We start from the raw sequence: 17547 nt of genomic DNA, 5'->3' as shown, positions 1-17547 counted from the left end.
TACTCTGCCCACTTCAGGGGTGACTTTTGTCATACAAAAAGTGTATAAAAAAAGCTCTGACGGCACTTGACCGTCAAAGCCTTTGAACTTTGGACTACCCACCCAAGCTACAGGCATTGTGTCCTGATACAGCATCAATCTTTTATCTAAACTTCAAATTGTCCCATGCCCCCTGAAATTGCCCGAGCATTTCGTCCTTTGTAATAACCCCTGCAATATAGGCCTGCATGCTGCTGCTGAGATCCTGATTCAGTCCCTTCGGGAAACGTTGAAAATTCCAGTTCCATATCTTTCCTTCCTTCACATGCTTGGATATCTCAGCACCCAGATCACCTGTCGTCTCGTCACTGGAGGGGATGCTTCTAAAGGCGGGTACGAATTTGAACTCCTTGGTGATGTAATGCTTGCCCGTTTCCGAAGTGACCAGCCAGTTGAGAAAATCCTTTGCTTCCTGCTTCACAGGCGAATTTTTATTCACCACCCAATTGGATGCCACACCCACAGCGAGTCTGCCCCCTTCGGACGGATCATTATCAATGGGCGTGGGCAGGATGCCCAGATTCAGATCCGGGTTAATTCCATCAATTTGCGGCTGAGTCCAGTTCCCTTGGTGCATCATCGCAGCCTTTCCTGTCGCAAACAACGTCACCTGTGTATTGTAATCCGTCGTAAGCGGGTTACGGTTACCGTATTTCAGGGTAAGGTCAAGCAGCTTCACCCACTGATCAAACACAGGGTTACCGGGGATGCGGGCCATTCCCTTGTTTAAATCCTCCACATATGTCTCGGGGTTCGGCTGTCTGGCAAACGGAATATTAATAAAATGGTTCCCCAGCACCCACCATTCCGCATACCCGTTAGCAAACGGTGTAATCCCCGCAGCCTTCAGGCGTTTAGCCGCTTCTTCCAGCTCATTTATCGTCTGAGGAAGCTTGGTTATGCCCGCCTTTTTGAACAAATCCTTATTATAAACAAAACCAAAGCCCTCCAGGTTCATAGGCTGTCCGTAAATTTTACCGTTGACGGTCATCGGCTTGCGGGCGAAATCATCCAAATCCTTGACCCATGGCTGATCCGACAGATCCTCCAAATACTCAAACCACGTATCGCGGTCCTGGTATCCCTCATTCGTGAAAATGTCCGGCTGATCTCCCGATGCGAATTTGGCTTTCAACGAAGCTCCGTAATCCGTTCCACCTCCGACAGACTGTATATCCAGTTTGATGCCCGGATGTGTTTTTTCATAATCTGCCTTCAGCTTGTTCAGCGGCTCCGAAATTTCTACCTTGAACTGATAGATGTGTATTGTCTTCGTCCCGCCCTGTTGAGCCTGCGTATTTCCACAACTCGAAAGCGTACATGCGAGCAGCACGACCAGAGAAAGGACAAGCAACGCTGTTTTGTTCATCGGTTATCCCTCCCGTTATCCTTTGACCGCACCAGCTGCAATGCCGGAAACGATGTATTTTTGCATCACCAGAAAAAACAAAACAATAGGCGTAATCCCTAACACCAGCGCTGGCAGCGCCAAATCCCATTGCTTGGTATACTGGCCGAACAGCATATAGGTGGCAATGGGAATCGTGCGCAGCTCAGGATCATTCAAAATAAGCGAAGGCAGCAGATAGTCATTCCAGATCCATAAAGTATTCAAAATAAGCACGGTTACAAACATGGGCAGCAGCAGCGGACAAACGATGCGAAAGAACACACCGTACCGAGAGGAACCATCCACCCTCGCTGCCTGCTCGACCTCCATAGGCACCGATTTAATAAAGCCATGAAATAGAAACACGGATAAAGGCGCGCCAAAGCCCAAATAGCACAAAATCAGGCCCGGTATACTGTTATTCAGGCTGAGTACGTTGGACACCTCCATCAGAGGCAGCATGATGGATTGGAAGGGAACCACCATGGCAGCCACGAGCAGACCAAACAGGAAGCGATTAAAACGTGTATCATGCCGAACCATCTGGTAAGCAGCCATCGAGCTGATTAGCAGCAGAAGTGCATTGCTGACAATCGTGACGATCAACGAATTCCCCAGTGCTGTAGGAAAATTTATTTTATTCCAGGCATTCGCATAGTTCTCAAAATGGAAGGTCATCGGCCACGAGGCGGAATGAGCCAAAATGTCGCCAAAGGATTTAACGGAATTGACGAGCAAAAAGTAGAACGGAACCAGAAAGATCAACCCGATCACAATGAGCAGGATTTCAGCAACCCATGTACCCAAACGGTAGTTTGATGTTTTCCCCATTACATTTCGACCTCCTTTTTCTTCGTCAGACGCACCTGAATGCTGGTAATGATCGCAACGATGACAAAGAAAATAATGGCTTTGGCTGTACCCAATCCAAGGCGGTTATTTGTAAACGCTTCATTATATATGTCCAACGCAACAGACTCCGTCGACTTGAATGGTCCGCCCTTGGTCAACGCTAAATTCAACTCAAATACTTTAAAGGACCAGGATATCGCCAGAAACAGGCATACGGTTACGGCTGGCATAATCAACGGCACCACGATATGACGCAAAATCTGTCTGCGGCTCGCACCGTCAATCTGGGCAGATTCTATAAGAGCATGAGGGACATTATTTAACGAGGATATGTAAATAACCTTGAGATAGCCAGCATATTGCCATACAAATACAATGACGGTTCCCCAGAAAGCGGTTGGCCCGTCACCAAGCCACGGCAGATTGAAGAAGGACAGTCCTGTAGCCTCTCCCACCGCAGAAAAGCCGCGCACAAAGATAAACTGCCAGATGAAGCCCAGCAGCAAACCGCCGATCATATTAGGCATAAAAAATACAGTACGCAGCGCATTACGGGTACGCAACGGCTTTGTAAGAACATACGCCAGGAAAAAGCCGATCAGGTTGGTCAGAATCACACCACATACGGTAAAACGGACCGTGAACCAGAACGCATTACGGAAGTCTGGATCATCCCTGAAAATGTGTACGTAATTCCCTAACCCGAGCCACTGAACATTTTCAGATACTCCATCCCAGTTCGTCATGGAATAATACAGACCCAGCAGGAATGGAATGACCATAATCAAGACGAAAAACAACGCCAACGGTCCTACAAATATGAGCTGCTGTAATAACTGCGCGGATTTTCTTTGACTCAATGCAATCACTCCTTTGTTGTAGATCATGAAGGAAAGCGACGACAAATCCTTACCGTAATCGCTTATTACCCAAAAATGTAAGTTTCGAGTCGTTAGAAATTAAAAAAAGACTGTTTCTCCTCCGGCTTACGGAAGAAAAACAGCCTTATCAAACAAGTAAGTAGATTAGTATTGAGTATCTGGGTAGATCGGGAATTTGTCTGTCAGTTCGCCAACAGCTTGGCTGGCTTTAGACAATACCGTATCATCCTTCGGATTTTTGAGAGTTTCAGCAATGATTTTACCGATTTTGACCATAGCCTCTTCATCCATACCACGGGATGTTGCAGCAGGTGTACCAATGCGGATTCCGCTGGTAACGAATGGACTGGTCGGGTCGAAAGGAATTGCGTTTTTGTTGACCGTGATGCCCACGGAATCCAGCACATGCTCCGCTTCTTTTCCAGTGATGTTCAAGTTACGCGTGTCCAGCAGCATCAAGTGATTATCCGTACCGCCGGATACAATGTTAATGCCTTCAGCCAGCAATGTCTCAGCCAGCACCTGGGCGTTGCGAACTACGTTTTGCGCATAGGTTTTGAAGGAAGGCTGGAGCGCTTCACCCAAGGCAACGGCTTTAGATGCGATCACATGCATCAACGGACCCCCTTGAGTACCTGGGAAAATCGCTTTATCAATTGCTTGTGCCCACGCTTTGCGAGTCAGAATCAGACCCCCACGCGGACCACGCAGCGTTTTGTGTGTCGTTGTTGTTACAAATTGAGCATGCGGAACCGGACTTGGATGAATACCTGCTGCCACAAGACCCGCGATATGTGCCATATCGACCATGAACAGAGCGCCCACATCGTTGGCAATGGAAGCGAAGGCTTCAAAATCGATGGTACGCGGATACGCGCTCGCTCCGGCTACAATCAGACGAGGGCGATGCTTGAAGGCTGCCTTGCGCACTTCATCATAGTCGATGCGGAAGTTGTCTTCACGTACGCCGTAAGCGGCAAAGTTATACAGCAAGCCGGAGGCGTTAACCGGACTTCCGTGTGTCAGATGGCCACCGTGCGCCAGGTTCATACCCAGTACGGTATCTCCAGGTTTAAGAGCTGCCAGATATACCGCCATGTTCGCTTGCGCTCCAGAGTGAGCTTGTACGTTAGCATGCTCTGCACCGAACAGTTCTTTGGCACGGTCGCGTGCAATGTCCTCGACGATATCCACATGCTCACAGCCACCGTAGTAGCGTTTGCTTGGATAACCTTCAGCATATTTATTCGTCAATACGGAGCCCATTGCTTCCATTACCGCTTCGCTGACGATATTTTCGGATGCGATCAGCTCGATATTGTGGCGTTGTCGTTTCAGTTCAAGTCCCATTGCTTCCAGCACTGCCGGGTCACTTTTACGCAGATGTTCCATCATGATTGATTACTCCCTCTCCATGGTCAATTGTCAGGTATACAGGCAAGCGCCTGCTCCTCTGTTGGGTACCTCATCATCAATGCAAAAAAGATCAGTAAAACATGCAGTCCAAGCCAAAATACAAATGCTAGTCGCAGCTTCCGCCGCCTTCTTGCTCCAGACTATACACTGCTCGTTGTCCGCCAATGAGCGGAGGACGAGTGAACGCCGCCGTCACACGCGCTTCGCCAATCCAGCGGAGGCCTGGACGAAACGGAACGGCAATCGGTCGCAAATGCATACCGATCAGCGTCTCACCAATGTCTACCCCCGCATGCGCCTGTACATTCGCCGCCAGACATGCATCTTCCAGCGCACGATAGGCGGCGGTAGCCATAGATCCGCCTGCCGTACGAACGGGAACAGCGGCGACCTCCGTCAATCCCAGCCGCTCCAGCACGGCTCGTTCAACCACCAGCGCACGGTTCAAATGCTCACAGCATTGAAACGCCACATCAAAACCGTACGCCCTGCGAACAGATTCCACTCCAGCCAGCAATTGCTGTGCCACATCGAGCGCTCCCGCCGTGCCAATCCGGCTTCCCGCCACCTCACTGGTGCTTACGCCGATAACCAACAAGCGACCAGCTTTGAGACTGGCTGCCTCTGCGATTTCCTTCACGACAGAAGCGGTCTGTGCTTCAAGCGTAACCTCATGATCCAATTGTCCTACCATTGGAACCTCCTTTGGTTGAACAGCCCCACAGTGACTGGGCACGGGCTTATGCCCCATGTTCAACACACTCTTTCCTGATATCACAATCTGACTATATTATAGCCGATGAATCGGATTTCGAGCAGGAAAAATGGAAAAGCTGCTTAAAGGACCCTCTCTCGGTTTGGATACTCGAAGTAACAGCATGCGGAAGAATAATAGCCATTTGTCTGGACGGAAGGACACTGGAGGCCGGACCTAGCTCATATACGAAAAAAGAGCAGTCCACAGCCTATGTGGATTTGCTCTTTTGCCCAGGCGACCGGCCGTATATCCGGTGCTCCATCGTGGTTAACCCCACTTTTGTCGCCAGTTACACCGGATTCTTGTTTTTCCACCTTATCTTAACGGATTAACCGCCGAAAATCAACAGATCCCGTACAAAATAGATGAGTGATACAAACTTTATTCGGACAAGGCCTTCAGCTTGTCCACCAGCTTGTGCAGCGCCGTTCGGATTTCCGCAGCCGCGACATCGTAATCTTCACGCGACCCGCCGAACGGATCGGAAATATCAAAGCCCGGAATACGTTGACGCAGTTCAATCATCCGCTCACGCTCCCGTGCCGAAAGCTCCTGACCTAATGATCCCATCAGTTGTTGCGAAGCGTACAGACCATCCAGCTCCTGTACATCATTCAGCACTGAATCCCGGTCCTCCACATATTCCTTGAGCGTAAACACTTTGCCCACCGTTTGGGGAAAGCGCTGAATGACGTGCTGCTTATGCCCTTGGGTCAAGGTTAAAATCAGATGTGCCCACTCAGCAAGCCCACCGTTCAAAGAAGTTGAGGTGATTTGATCCGAGATATTGTGGTCACGTAGCACTGCCTCTGCATGTCGGGAAATGGGCGTACCCTCCATCGCGGCTACTCCTGCCGAGCGCACTTCCAACCCTAGCCCGTGCTCAGCAGACAGCTTGCGCAGCATCCCTTCAGCCATTGGACTGCGACAGGTGTTCCCTGTGCAAACGAATAAGATATGTTTCAACGTCTTCACCCCCCGTAAGTTAAAAAATATATAAACAGAGGATTACTAAAATCCTGTATTTATTTTACACTGTCCGCCCCAAAATCAAAACATAAACATAAAGCCAAACGCCAGTAAAATGGCACCGCCCACCGCTTCTCCATAGTCTCCCAGATTGCGGCTGACCTTGCGGCCCAACAGCAGTCCCAGCATCGCCATCGCTCCCCCGCAAAAGCCAAACGTCAGAACGGTCAGCACCAAATCACTCTGGAACATGCCCAGTGATACCCCAGCAGAAAAGGAGTCGACGCTCACCCCAAGCGAAAATAGTAATAGGCCCAGGGGAGAACGATGGTCCAGCACCTGTACCCCGTCACCTTTGAAGGAATTATACACCATATGCCCGCCCAAAAGGATAAGCAATCCCCCTGCAAAATAGGTCGTCACATGACCCAGTAAAGAACTCATATAATGGCCTGTGAACATACCCAGCAATGGCATCAGTATGTGAAAAAAGCCAATGACCGTGCTGATCCGCAGCACGTCTCGCAGGCGTATCCCCTTCATGCCGATCCCCACGCCTAACGATAACGCATCCATCCCCAGCGCTACAGCCATGACCAGAATCGTTACAATCTGCCCGACATGGGCAGAGGCTGCCAGCATACTCCATCCCCCCAATATCCGTCCGCTCTTGTAAACGTTATGCGGACAAGAAGCAAAACAGTACAAGCATACGGTTTACCATGCTTGTACCGGGATAAGGAGAGGGGCCAACTATGCCGAAAAGGTCAATCCATGCAAACGTGGGGACTGCATGTATAGGAAATATTCGGGAAATATTTGGATAGTGTCCGGATCGTCCTAGAGACGGACGACCCGATGGCCTGCTGCTTTAAGCAGGCGGTTCATAACGGCGTCTCCCAGTCCTTTTGGCGGACAAGCTTCCGCCAAGATGTAGGTGACGCCTTCCTCGTCGCAGCGGCGCAGCACGCCGTACAGGCGCTGCGCCGCCTCATGGAGTGCGTCCAGCTTGCCTAGCGTGTAGACACGCTCTCCGGCATAGCCGGCGGCATGCTCGTCGAACGCGAGCACCGCCGTGCGCTCTCCACGCGCGGACGCCTCCGCCAGCGCAGCGCAAATCCAGCCCGTCACCTCCGCGGATGACGGGCCTTGCACTACGCTCAAGCGGCCTCGTGGCGCGTAGTGCGTGTACTTCATGCCCGGCGAACGTGGTGCCGGGCAATCGGCGTCCTCGCCGGGCGAAGCGGCGGCGAGCGCCGGGTCCAGCTCGACGGCGCGAGCGACCGCAGCGAGCTGCTCGGCCGTCACGCCGCCGGGGCGTAGGATGGTGACGGTTCCGTCGTCACCGGCCTGCACCACCGTGGACTCCAGCCCCACACCCGTGGGGCCACCGTCCAAAATGCCGCCGATGCGGCCCTCCAGGTCCTCCCGCACATGCTGTGCAAGGGTCGGACTGGGCCTGCCCGAGCGATTGGCGCTTGGCGCAGCCAGCGGACAGCCCGCTTCCGCAATCAGGCGCAGCGCTACCGGATGATCTGGCATGCGCACGCCGACCGTGTCCAGCCCCGCCGTCACACGGGGCGACAGTGCTTGCGGAATTACGGGCAGCACCAGCGTTAGCGGTCCCGGCCAGAACGCATCCATCAGCGCCCGCGCCGTATCATTCACTTCCGTTACCATGCCATCCAACTGGGCAGGGTCGGAAATATGCACGATCAGCGGATTATCGGAAGGACGCCCTTTGGCGGCGAATACTGATTCTACCGCTTCCGTGCTACGCGCATCCGCGCCCAAGCCGTACACCGTCTCGGTAGGGAACGCTACGGTCTCTCCTGCTTGCAGCAGCACAGCAGCCTCACGAATGCCTTTTTCCGCCGCGACAAGGGCTTGTCCGGATAATATTTCACCAGAGAAATCCCCTTTAACCACCAAGCCTCTGACGTCCCACCAATTCGTATGGGAAGCCGCCAACGGCGGCTTTAGCTCATGAAGCCCCTGTTCATCCAGTACCGATTCACATTTTTCCTTTTGCGCAGACTCTCCGCACAAACCTTGTATTTGATTCGATTTATCGCTCATATCAGATCATCCCATACGTTATTGTCATACAGTCCTGTTCAGTTTGCTCTATGGTCAAAGAACTTGCCTTGGCAGCTTACCTGAACCGAATCTGTCCATGTCTCATAGCTGTAAAACCTATATTTCATTATAACATACCGGAATCATCCACCCGTTGTTCTCTTTTCTACAGCTCACGACGCTTAGGCAAACAAGCCACTCGCCCATGCCCACAGCCCCGTCAACGCATCCCATAGAAAAAAACGTACTTCCGGCTCCTTGTCAGCAGCATTCGTCCGTCCTCCTCCTTGGTCCGCTTTTGCCGAGACCGCTTGTGCTGCTGCTTCCCCGCTGCTCGCATCAATAAAGCACAAGGGAGGAAACAGCACACACCACCAATTTTGCCCTTTGCCTTGTCCCAGCGTAACCCGAAGCGCTTCATAATCTCCTGCCGGATAAACAAGCCCACCGTACATCTTGGTTGGAAAAGGTACGTTTGCCAATTCCACCTGATGGTCGTACGAAATGCCCCGTCGAGCCAGTTCCGCGCCTACTAAACGGTCAATTTCGGGTAAATGAGCAGAAATCAGCACTCTGGCTTGCTCCAAACTTTGCGGGTTTTCCAACTTGCCCACCCACGTATCCATCTGTTGTACGATGGAATCCCTTATTTCACGTTTTACCAACTGATCCTCCGGGCGATCCGAATTGGCCAAAATACGCAATCGGATGGAATCATGCGGAATGACGCCCACTCCTGTCGTGGCCATCCCTGCCCCTACAGGCCCTCTTGACCCTGGTGTCATGGCGGCATCTGTTTTTTGACCTTCCCACGACATCATTAATATTGAAATACAAAATAGTATCATTGCAACTTGCTTGGTCCAGCTTCTCATCCCAAATCCCCCCAAACTCTATCATGTCTATCAGTCTGTCCTGTTTGGGAGAGGCTAAACCTATCAATCTCGTAAAATGTTCAAGAAGATTTAAAAAAACATCCATAGCCCTACATCGAGCAACATGGATCTGCGTACCAAAGCTTGGGAGTAACCCGCGTATACGAAAAAGCCCAGATTTCACAATCTGGACCCTTTTGCATCTCACTATTTTTCTCACCATAAAACACGAAGCTGTATCTATCCACAATTTGTACACACTAAGCTTTTTTCGCCTTCGTCAAGTTCACTCTGGAAGGCTGTGGCAGATCGTCCTCCAGCTCCTGACCGTGTACCTTAATGCTCATAACCAAGCCAATACTAGCCATGTTAATGAGCAACGACGTACCCCCATAGCTTATAAAAGGGAGCGTAATCCCCGTCAGTGGCATGATGCCCAAAAACGCGCCGATATTCTCAAAAATCTGATACAGCAGCATGGACACAATGCCGACGATAAGATAGGGTCCAGCCCGATCACGGCATTCCAGCGAGATCAGGATCATACGGTGTATCAAAATAAAATATAGCAGCAGCAGCACCGATGAGCCGACAAAGCCAAATTCCTCCGCTACGACCACAAAAATAGAATCCGCATAGGTGTAAGGCACACGACCAGATTGCACCGAAGTCCCCTGCAAAAAGCCTTTGCCCATCATTCCACCAGAGGCAATGGCCAACTTGGCGTTTTTCGTATGATAAGATGCCTTCGCTGTCGCTTCTTCCGGTACCAGCCAAGGGTCCAGACGCTCTACCCAGTGACTACGGCCAATGCCCTTCATAAAGGTATCAATCTGATCGTGGAAGGAAATATACGCTTTGATCCCGCCGCCTGCGGCGACTGCAAAAATCGTAAATCCGATCAATGCATGGGAGGCCTTCACATTACCGATCCACAGCATACCGAGAACGATGACAATGTACCCGAGCGCATTACCCAAGTCATTTTGCGCCATTACCATAGCGAACGGGACAAAGCTCACTAAAGCAACTGGAAGTACATCCTGTATAAAATAAAGCTTGCTCTTGCGCTTCTTTATCAGCATATAAGCCAGAAAAATAATAAGCACCAGCTTGAATACCTCAGCAGGCTGAAGGTTCAAGCCACCAATTTTCAAAAAGCCCTGAGAGTTGTTAACCGTCCCGCCAAAAAAGCCGAGACCCAACAGAAATATTCCGCCGCCATATACATACAGGGCTTTTTTAATGAATATCCGAAAATCGACCATCGCTAAACCCAAAATAGCCACAAAACCCAATATATAATACCCGATCATTTTCTGGTAGTCGTTACCGTGCTCCACAATGTTGGTAGGGCCTCTACCCGCGCTATACACCGTTATGATACTAATCGCCATCAGCAAAACCAGAATGAAGATAACCGGACCGTCAATTTTTTTCAATTTCTGAAGCATGATTTCCCCCTGAGCCGTTTCTCGGTCATACTCCTTTTATTCTAAAGGAAAGACTCGCAAAAAGAAAATGCAGCATTATTCCGCAATGCCCAGGACATGGCGTTCGATTCCAGCAAAGTCCGGAACGATCAGAATCGTATTCCAATGACCTGCCTGCTCCAGCAGTCCAGCTACGTCTCTGGCCTGTCCCATGCCCAGCTCGAACCCGATCAACCGCGGCGGGGCCTGGAGCAGCCCAAGCTGCTCCAGCATCGCCCGATACGGGCCAAGCCCGTCAGGCCCGCCATCCAGCGCCATGCGCGGCTCATGATCTCGCACCTCCGGCTGCAAGCCTGCGATGTCGGCGGCCGGGATATACGGCGGATTGGACACCAGGATGTCCACCGCCTCTCTCGCAAACGGCGCCAGAAGATCGCCTTCGCGCAGCTCCACGGCTGCGCCGTTGACAGCGGCGTTATGCGCCGCCATCTCCAGCGCTGTGGCGGAAATATCCCCCGCCGCCACGCGCCACCGGGGCCGCTCAGCCGCCAGCGTGACGGCAATCGCCCCGCTGCCCGCGCCGATATCGAGCGCCTGCGGAGCGCCGTCCGGCCACAGCCGGTCGCCGTGCTGAAGTATGGCCTCGACGAGCAGCTCTGTCTCGGGACGCGGAATCAGCACCGACGGCGAAACCGCGAACGGACGGCCATAAAACTCCTGCCGTCCGATAATATACTGCGCTGGCTCACCCGCTGCTTTGCGGGCTATAACCGCTTCCCACGCCTCTTTGCCCGAGGCTGGGAACGGATCGCCCAGCGCAGCGTAGAACGCCGTGCCTTCCAGCCCGAGCACATGCTCCAGCAGCAGGCGGGCGTTATGCTGCGGCTCCAGCACGCCGCAGCTCCCTAAAAAAGAAGAAGCCTCAACTAAGGCTTCTCTGATACTCATGCTCCGTTCCGGCGACATCCGATACACAAGATCGCGTTCGTGTCCCAAAACTTAAACCTCTTGTTCCATCAAATCAGCCTGCTCTGCAATCGTGAGCGCCGATACGATTTCTTCGATCTCCCCGTTCATCACCTGATCCAGCTTGTGCATGGTCAGCCCGATGCGGTGATCTGTTACACGGCTTTGTGGGAAGTTGTAGGTACGAATGCGCTCACTACGATCTCCGGTACCCACTTTGCTCTTACGCTCGCCTGCATATTTGGCTTCCTCTTCCTGACGAAGCATATCCGAAATACGGGCACGCAAAACCTGGAGTGCCTTCTCCTTGTTGGAGTTTTGGGATTTGCCGTCCTGACAGGTTGCCATAATGCCTGTTGGCATATGCGTTACACGTACCGCCGACTTGGTCGTATTAACGGACTGACCGCCAGCACCGCTGGAGCAGAACGTATCTACGCGGATATCCTTGTCGGAAATTTCAACATCCACTTCTTCGGCCTCAGGCATAACAGATACCGTAGATGTAGATGTATGAATACGTCCGCCGGATTCCGTCGTCGGAATCCGCTGTACGCGGTGTGCTCCGCTTTCGAATTTCATTTTGCTGTATGCGCCGCGTCCGTTAATCATGAAAATAACCTCTTTAAAACCTCCAAGGTCATTCATGTTCGCGTCCATCAGCTCTACACGCCAGCCTTGGGTATCGGCATAACGAGTGTACATCCGGTACAGATCCGCCGCGAACAATGCCGCTTCGTCACCACCCGCTGCACCACGAATCTCGATAATCACATTCTTATCATCATTCGGGTCCTTCGGCAGCAGCAAAATGCGGATTTTCTCGTCCAGCTCCCGCTTGCGGGCACTGAGCTCATCAATCTCCATTTTCACCATTTCACGCATCTCGTCGTCCAGCTTTTCAGCCTGCATGGCTTTAGCAGCGTCCAGCTCTTCAACGACAGTTTTATATTCGGTATATGCTTCATAAGCAGGCTGTAAATCAGACTGTTCTTTGGAATAATCTCTAAGTTTCTTGCTATCGTTCGCTACATCCGGATCGCAGAGCAGTTCGCTCAGTTTATCGTAGCGGTCCGCCAATGATTGCAATCGGTCCAACAAGCGATTCACCTCTTCAGTTAAATTAATATGAAGCCAGATTCAAATTCACTGGCTACAGCTCTTTATTATACCAACTAATTAATTAATTAGCTACTAAAAATACTTCTAATTCATGAATTGAATAACAACAATAATTTCAATAAAAAAAAGCCGCCACCCAACATAGGCAGCGACTACTTTATTTAGAACAATGTTTTATACTGCAAACCTAATGTTATACATTAAAACGGAAATGCATAACGTCTCCATCTTGTACCACATATTCCTTACCTTCCAAACGAAGCTGACCACGTTCCTTAGCCCCATTCATAGAGCCAGCAGCGACCAAATCGTTGTAGGATACAACCTCGGCACGAATAAATCCGCGTTCAAAATCCGTATGGATTACGCCTGCAGCGCCCGGTGCCTTTGTTCCTTTGTGAATGGTCCATGCGCGTACTTCCTGCACACCCGCTGTGAAATACGTATACAGACCCAACAAGCGGTAAGCGGCTTTGATCAGACGATTCAGACCGGATTCAGCCAGTCCCAGTTCCTCCAGGAACATCGCCTTGTCTTCGCCTTCCAGCTCGGCAATTTCAGATTCTACTTTGGCGCTAATCGGCACCACTTCTGCATTTTCCGCTACAGCAAAATCACGTACCTTTTGCACATATGGGTTGCTGTCGGCTTCCGTTACACCGTCTTCGCTGACATTAGCTGCGTACAGTACAGGCTTCATCGTAAGCAAATGAAGATCACGTACAATCAACTGTTCTTCATCCGACAATTCCACGCTGCGCGCAGGCTTATCAGCATACAGTGATTCCTTGATCCGCTCCAGCACTTCAACTTCCTGGGTGTATTGCTTGTTGCCACCCTTCATGTTTTTGCGGGAACGCTCAATGCGCTTGTCTACGCTTTCGATATCCGCCAGAATCAGTTCCAGATTAATGGTCTGAATGTCACTGATCGGGTCGATTTTGCCATCCACATGGGTGATATTCTCATCTTCAAAACAACGTACCACATGCACAATCGCATCCACTTCACGAATATGAGCCAGAAACTTGTTACCCAAACCCTCGCCCTTGCTCGCGCCGCGTACAAGTCCTGCAATATCAACAAATTCAAAAGCCGTCGGCACCGTTTTGTTCGGCACAACCAGTTCAGTCAGCTTATCCAGCCGCTCGTCCGGTACTTCAACAACACCTACATTCGGATCAATCGTACAAAATGGATAGTTTGCGGATTCCGCACCCGCCTGCGTTATTGCGTTAAACAGTGTTGATTTGCCCACGTTCGGCAGACCCACGATCCCCGCTTTTAAAGCCATAATCAGAACAACTCCCGTTTATATAAAATGTGCGTTATGCCATCCGTTAGTTTACCAACCCACATTATATATGAGAACCTATACATGCGGCAAGCATACGACTGTGACTTTCAGGATTTTGCTATATCCTCTACTTCTTCATTTAAATCTCTTTGCTCATCTGAATATCCGTAACCCGATAGCCTGACTTGCGGTACACATGCAAAGCCCGCTCATTATGCCCAAATACATGCAAACCGATGCGAACGGCTCCCAGCCTGCGAGCTTCCTGTTCCAAAGCCCCCATCGCCAATGTGCCTAGCCCCCGCCCCTGATATGAATCGTAGACGAGAATATCCAGCAGAAAAGCTTCTTTTCCTTGTGCACTATCCGTCATATTGAACCAGATATAGCCTGCTTCCTCTTGGCTCTCCACATCATCCGTATCCGAATACATCAGCATGTAAAGGTGAGCATGGGGGGTATCCAATCTCTGTGGCAGGTATCGGGCAAAGCTTTCTGCCGCGCGTTCCGGCGCTTCTTCCACCGTCCATGTGCCTGCCTGAATTTTTTCGTCCGCGTAGTCCGCGAGCGAGCGCTGCTCAAACCGTTCATATTGCTCTGCGTCCATCGGTACCAGGGTTACTATGCTGCTCATGCGTTCGCCTTCTTCCTCAACCGAGTTGTATCTTTAAGTTCCTTAATATCAGCTACTCCAATTCCGAACATGACTGTTCGCAGTTCCAACTCCACCTGCTCCAGCCGCGCTTCGAGCGCCTCTGTGGAGGCGACCGCTGATCCGAGCAGCGACCGTCCGAAACCCGCCATATCAGCGCCCAAGGCAAGCGCCTTGGCTGCATCGACACCGTCTCTCAGTCCGCCACTGCCGATCACTGCGCCATTCGGCTGCGCCGCCCTGACTTCTACGATACAATCAGCGGTGGAGTTTCCCCAATCCGCAAATGCTTCCGCCGCCGCACGGCGTACAGGATCAGAATTGCGGAATTTTTCCACCTGACTCCAGCTTGTCCCGCCTGCGCCCGCGACATCAATAAAAGCCGCGCCCGCATCGTACAATCTCGAAGCCGTCTCGCCATCTATGCCCCAGCCTACTTCCTTCACGCCTACGGGCACTGAAAGCTGGCGGCACAGCTCTTCAATACGTCCAAGCAATCCGCCAAAATCCAGATTCCCCTCGGGTTGGAAAACCTCCTGCAATCCGTTCAAATGCAGTACAAGCATGTCCGCTCCGGCAATCTCTACCGCACGGCGACAGTCGTCCACGCCAAATCCGTAGTTCAACTGCACTGCTCCCAGATTGGCAAGGATCGGAATATTCGGTGCCAAGCGACGAACCGCAAAGGTCGGAGCCAGTTCTTCTTTTTCCACCGCAGCTCGCACCGAGCCTACTCCCAGCGCCCAGCCGCGTTTCTCCGCTGTTTCTGCCAAGCGCTCATTAATCGCTCCCGTCTCTGCGCTGCCGCCTGTCATGGAGCTAATCAGCAGCGGCGTTCGCACTGCGCGCCCCAGAAAAGTAGTGTCCAAACGCACCTCATCAAAATGCAGTTCAGGCAGTGCACAGTGTTTAAAGGCATAGCGCTCCAGTCCATTCGTGATGCCTTGGCCTGCCACGTCCTCTTGCAAACAAAGGCGGACATGCTCTATTTTCCGTTCACCTGTGCGTGCAGCAGGCAGCAAAGAACCGGATTTGCCGGAACTCTCAGGTGTTTCAGATTTATTTTCCACATTACTCATCTATGTCCCACCTCATTCAGGTCACTTCATGTATTTACATTGGTCTGAAAACACAAATAAGACCGCTCCCGAACACGGTAACCGATCTATTTATGTATGATTACAGGCAATTATTTAGATACTTTTATTGTAGCATGGATGGAAAAATATATACACAAAATCGCGAGCCTTTCCTCTGCTTATATAAACCGTTCAGGTGAGTTTTATTTGTACCTTAGTCCTCAATGTCAGCGTAATAATCATTTTTTTGCTTTTCCCAGTACCGTCTGTCTTCATCTGTAATTTCCCTTAGCACTTTGCATGGATTTCCTACAGCAACCACATTATCAGGAATGTCTTTGGTAACGATAGATCCCGCCCCGATAACTACATTATTTCCAATATTCACTCCTGGAGTGATTACGGTATTTGCGCCAATCCATACACTGTTCCCAATCGTTATCGGTTTACCAAATTCGAGCAGGGTGTTGCGTACATCTGAATCTATCGGATGCCCAGCCGTATATACACCTACCCTGGGGCCGAAAAAAACATGATCCCCTATTGTTACTTTCGCTACGTCAATAATGATGCAGTCATAATTGGCATAGAACTGATTGCCCACTGTAATGTGACAGCCATAGTCACAGCGGAATGGGGGTTCGATATATATTTCCTGACCTGTAGACTCGAAAAGTTGTTTAAGTAGCTCTACCCGGTACTCCTGTTGCTCTTCCGTACTGTTATTGAACAAGCGGGTAAGCATTCTCGATTTCTTGCTATCCTTTGCTAATTCTTTTCCACCAGCCATATATAGTTTGCCTTCTAACATATTTTCTTTATTCGTTGCCATGTACACTTTCCTTCCTGTTTAAAAGGTTTTCATTTCACTCCATGAATTTGAACAAATGCCAGATACTAAATTATAGTATAGTTTATTATTATACTTTTAATAAGCATTGTCAAAAGCGAGTGGGTGCAGTGGCTACCACCGGATACATTGCCTTTTTAGTAGGCCCCCCAGGATTAAGATTTCTGGGAGAGTCTTTCGGTCTCTTACACACCATGATCGCGGTGCTTATCGGTGTTATCCTTGCTGGCCTTTTATCAGATGCTGCCAAGCCAATGGATTCAAGAGGAACCCGGCAATAATGCCATATAGCTAATCATGATTTAATATAGCGTCATATTATAGTAAAAGACAAAAGAAGCCTTGAATATCAAGGCTTCTTTAAGTAAAATCCGTCATCCCTTCATGGAATCAGGTACATGTGAAATGCTTTCCTGCTGCTCCTTCGTACGCCCGTTACCAAACTTGAATATCAGGATGCCACCGATAATGACCAGCACGCCGATCAGCTTGGTAAAGGTGAACGGCATCTTTTCCAGTCCCAGCCATCCTAACGAATCCCACAGCAAAGCAGTGCCCAATTGTGCCGTTAATACGATAGATATCGCATAAGTCGGGCCAAGCAGCTTCACTCCTTGTACCAGACAGAACACCACGCCAACACCAATCATTCCACTGACCCAGTACCACGGCTGCATATGCTGTAGTGTAAATGTATTTTTTCCTGCAAAAATAAGACTGCCGAGCAAGGAGGCCAGAAACCCCGTTCCCAGCACAAGTGTGGTTGTGGCCCATGAACCTGTCCGTTCGTTCACCTTATTATTGAATATCGTTTGCAAGCTAACAAAGGCTCCTGCGATTACCGCCAGTACAATTCCTAATAGCATGATTCAGCTCTCCCCTGCTAATTC

The 17547-nt window shown here is 50.5% G+C and carries 17 protein-coding genes and 1 riboswitch; all 17 genes read right to left on the bottom strand.

Going from position 1 to position 17547, the window contains the following annotated elements:
• Nucleotides 1–142: 142 nt before the first annotated feature.
• Nucleotides 143–1408 (bottom strand): ABC transporter substrate-binding protein, encoded by a 1266-nt coding sequence (locus ACQ4MX_RS17720; protein WP_431086360.1) that lies wholly within the window; start codon nucleotides 1406–1408, stop codon nucleotides 143–145.
• Nucleotides 1409–1423: 15 nt separating this feature from the next.
• A complete protein-coding gene (locus tag ACQ4MX_RS17715) occupies nucleotides 1424–2260 on the bottom strand; it encodes a carbohydrate ABC transporter permease (RefSeq protein WP_431086358.1) in 837 nt (278 codons plus the stop codon).
• Nucleotides 2260–3168 (bottom strand): carbohydrate ABC transporter permease, encoded by a 909-nt coding sequence (locus tag ACQ4MX_RS17710; RefSeq protein WP_431086356.1) that lies wholly within the window; start codon nucleotides 3166–3168, stop codon nucleotides 2260–2262. The genes ACQ4MX_RS17715 and ACQ4MX_RS17710 overlap by 1 nt, the downstream gene beginning before the upstream one ends.
• 138 nt (nucleotides 3169–3306) lie before the next feature.
• A complete protein-coding gene (glyA, locus tag ACQ4MX_RS17705; RefSeq protein WP_431086354.1) occupies nucleotides 3307–4557 on the bottom strand; it encodes a serine hydroxymethyltransferase in 1251 nt (416 codons plus the stop codon).
• Between the two features lie 127 nt (nucleotides 4558–4684).
• Entirely contained in the window at nucleotides 4685–5272 is a 588-nt protein-coding gene (locus ACQ4MX_RS17700) for a TIGR01440 family protein (protein WP_192511932.1), read from the bottom strand.
• 284 nt (nucleotides 5273–5556) lie between these two features.
• Nucleotides 5557–5638: riboswitch (ZMP/ZTP riboswitch) on the bottom strand.
• 78 nt (nucleotides 5639–5716) lie between these two features.
• Nucleotides 5717–6301, bottom strand: coding sequence for a low molecular weight protein arginine phosphatase (locus ACQ4MX_RS17695; protein ID WP_431086353.1), 585 nt, complete (start codon nucleotides 6299–6301; stop codon nucleotides 5717–5719).
• A gap of 84 nt (nucleotides 6302–6385) precedes the next feature.
• Nucleotides 6386–6946, bottom strand: coding sequence for a manganese efflux pump MntP family protein (locus ACQ4MX_RS17690; protein ID WP_431086352.1), 561 nt, complete (start codon nucleotides 6944–6946; stop codon nucleotides 6386–6388).
• Nucleotides 6947–7144: 198 nt separating this feature from the next.
• The gene (locus ACQ4MX_RS17685; RefSeq protein ID WP_431086351.1) at nucleotides 7145–8383 is read right to left on the bottom strand and encodes an L-threonylcarbamoyladenylate synthase; all 1239 of its coding nucleotides are present in this window, start codon (nucleotides 8381–8383) and stop codon (nucleotides 7145–7147) included.
• A 182-nt stretch (nucleotides 8384–8565) separates the two neighbouring features.
• Nucleotides 8566–9258, bottom strand: coding sequence for a stage II sporulation protein R (gene spoIIR / locus ACQ4MX_RS17680; protein ID WP_431086350.1), 693 nt, complete (start codon nucleotides 9256–9258; stop codon nucleotides 8566–8568).
• A gap of 260 nt (nucleotides 9259–9518) precedes the next feature.
• Nucleotides 9519–10712, bottom strand: a complete 1194-nt coding sequence (locus tag ACQ4MX_RS17675; protein WP_431086348.1) for an FtsW/RodA/SpoVE family cell cycle protein — start codon at nucleotides 10710–10712, stop codon at nucleotides 9519–9521.
• Between the two features lie 75 nt (nucleotides 10713–10787).
• Nucleotides 10788–11687, bottom strand: a complete 900-nt coding sequence (prmC, locus tag ACQ4MX_RS17670; protein ID WP_431086347.1) for a peptide chain release factor N(5)-glutamine methyltransferase — start codon at nucleotides 11685–11687, stop codon at nucleotides 10788–10790.
• 3 nt (nucleotides 11688–11690) lie between these two features.
• Entirely contained in the window at nucleotides 11691–12758 is a 1068-nt protein-coding gene (gene prfA, locus ACQ4MX_RS17665; protein WP_025683383.1) for a peptide chain release factor 1, read from the bottom strand.
• Between the two features lie 214 nt (nucleotides 12759–12972).
• Nucleotides 12973–14073 (bottom strand): redox-regulated ATPase YchF, encoded by a 1101-nt coding sequence (gene ychF / locus ACQ4MX_RS17660; protein ID WP_014278491.1) that lies wholly within the window; start codon nucleotides 14071–14073, stop codon nucleotides 12973–12975.
• Between the two features lie 142 nt (nucleotides 14074–14215).
• Nucleotides 14216–14710, bottom strand: coding sequence for a GNAT family N-acetyltransferase (locus tag ACQ4MX_RS17655; protein WP_431086343.1), 495 nt, complete (start codon nucleotides 14708–14710; stop codon nucleotides 14216–14218).
• The gene (gene fni / locus ACQ4MX_RS17650; RefSeq protein ID WP_431086342.1) at nucleotides 14707–15807 is read right to left on the bottom strand and encodes a type 2 isopentenyl-diphosphate Delta-isomerase; all 1101 of its coding nucleotides are present in this window, start codon (nucleotides 15805–15807) and stop codon (nucleotides 14707–14709) included. The genes ACQ4MX_RS17655 and fni overlap by 4 nt, the downstream gene beginning before the upstream one ends.
• A gap of 214 nt (nucleotides 15808–16021) precedes the next feature.
• Entirely contained in the window at nucleotides 16022–16639 is a 618-nt protein-coding gene (locus tag ACQ4MX_RS17645) for a sugar O-acetyltransferase (protein ID WP_044646207.1), read from the bottom strand.
• Nucleotides 16640–17031: 392 nt separating this feature from the next.
• Nucleotides 17032–17523: a DMT family transporter gene (locus ACQ4MX_RS17640; RefSeq protein WP_431086340.1), complete on the bottom strand. Its 492-nt coding sequence runs from the start codon at nucleotides 17521–17523 to the stop codon at nucleotides 17032–17034.
• Nucleotides 17524–17547 lie beyond the last annotated feature (24 nt).

The sequence above is a fragment of the Paenibacillus sp. 8b26 genome (genome assembly GCF_050626875.1).
Lineage (GTDB): Bacteria > Bacillota > Bacilli > Paenibacillales > Paenibacillaceae > Paenibacillus.
The sequence above is the reverse complement of the archived record's forward strand: the minus strand, read 5'-3'. Positions and strand labels throughout refer to the sequence as shown.

Excerpts from the sequence above, each read along its gene's own strand:
- ACQ4MX_RS17710 (WP_431086356.1), bottom strand. The coding sequence starts at position 3,168 with ATGATCTACAACAAAGGAGTGATTGCATTGAGTCAAAGAAAATCCGCG.
- ACQ4MX_RS17640 (WP_431086340.1), bottom strand. The coding sequence starts at position 17,523 with ATGCTATTAGGAATTGTACTGGCGGTAATCGCAGGAGCCTTTGTTAGC.
- ACQ4MX_RS17720 (WP_431086360.1), bottom strand. The coding sequence starts at position 1,408 with ATGAACAAAACAGCGTTGCTTGTCCTTTCTCTGGTCGTGCTGCTCGCA.
- ychF (WP_014278491.1), bottom strand. The coding sequence starts at position 14,073 with ATGGCTTTAAAAGCGGGGATCGTGGGTCTGCCGAACGTGGGCAAATCA.
- fni (WP_431086342.1), bottom strand. The coding sequence starts at position 15,807 with ATGAGTAATGTGGAAAATAAATCTGAAACACCTGAGAGTTCCGGCAAA.
- glyA (WP_431086354.1), bottom strand. The coding sequence starts at position 4,557 with ATGATGGAACATCTGCGTAAAAGTGACCCGGCAGTGCTGGAAGCAATG.
- ACQ4MX_RS17700 (WP_192511932.1), bottom strand. The coding sequence starts at position 5,272 with ATGGTAGGACAATTGGATCATGAGGTTACGCTTGAAGCACAGACCGCT.
- ACQ4MX_RS17655 (WP_431086343.1), bottom strand. The coding sequence starts at position 14,710 with ATGAGCAGCATAGTAACCCTGGTACCGATGGACGCAGAGCAATATGAA.
- ACQ4MX_RS17715 (WP_431086358.1), bottom strand. The coding sequence starts at position 2,260 with ATGGGGAAAACATCAAACTACCGTTTGGGTACATGGGTTGCTGAAATC.
- ACQ4MX_RS17690 (WP_431086352.1), bottom strand. The coding sequence starts at position 6,946 with ATGCTGGCAGCCTCTGCCCATGTCGGGCAGATTGTAACGATTCTGGTC.
- spoIIR (WP_431086350.1), bottom strand. The coding sequence starts at position 9,258 with ATGAGAAGCTGGACCAAGCAAGTTGCAATGATACTATTTTGTATTTCA.
- ACQ4MX_RS17645 (WP_044646207.1), bottom strand. The coding sequence starts at position 16,639 with ATGGCAACGAATAAAGAAAATATGTTAGAAGGCAAACTATATATGGCT.
- ACQ4MX_RS17685 (WP_431086351.1), bottom strand. The coding sequence starts at position 8,383 with ATGAGCGATAAATCGAATCAAATACAAGGTTTGTGCGGAGAGTCTGCG.
- ACQ4MX_RS17675 (WP_431086348.1), bottom strand. The coding sequence starts at position 10,712 with ATGCTTCAGAAATTGAAAAAAATTGACGGTCCGGTTATCTTCATTCTG.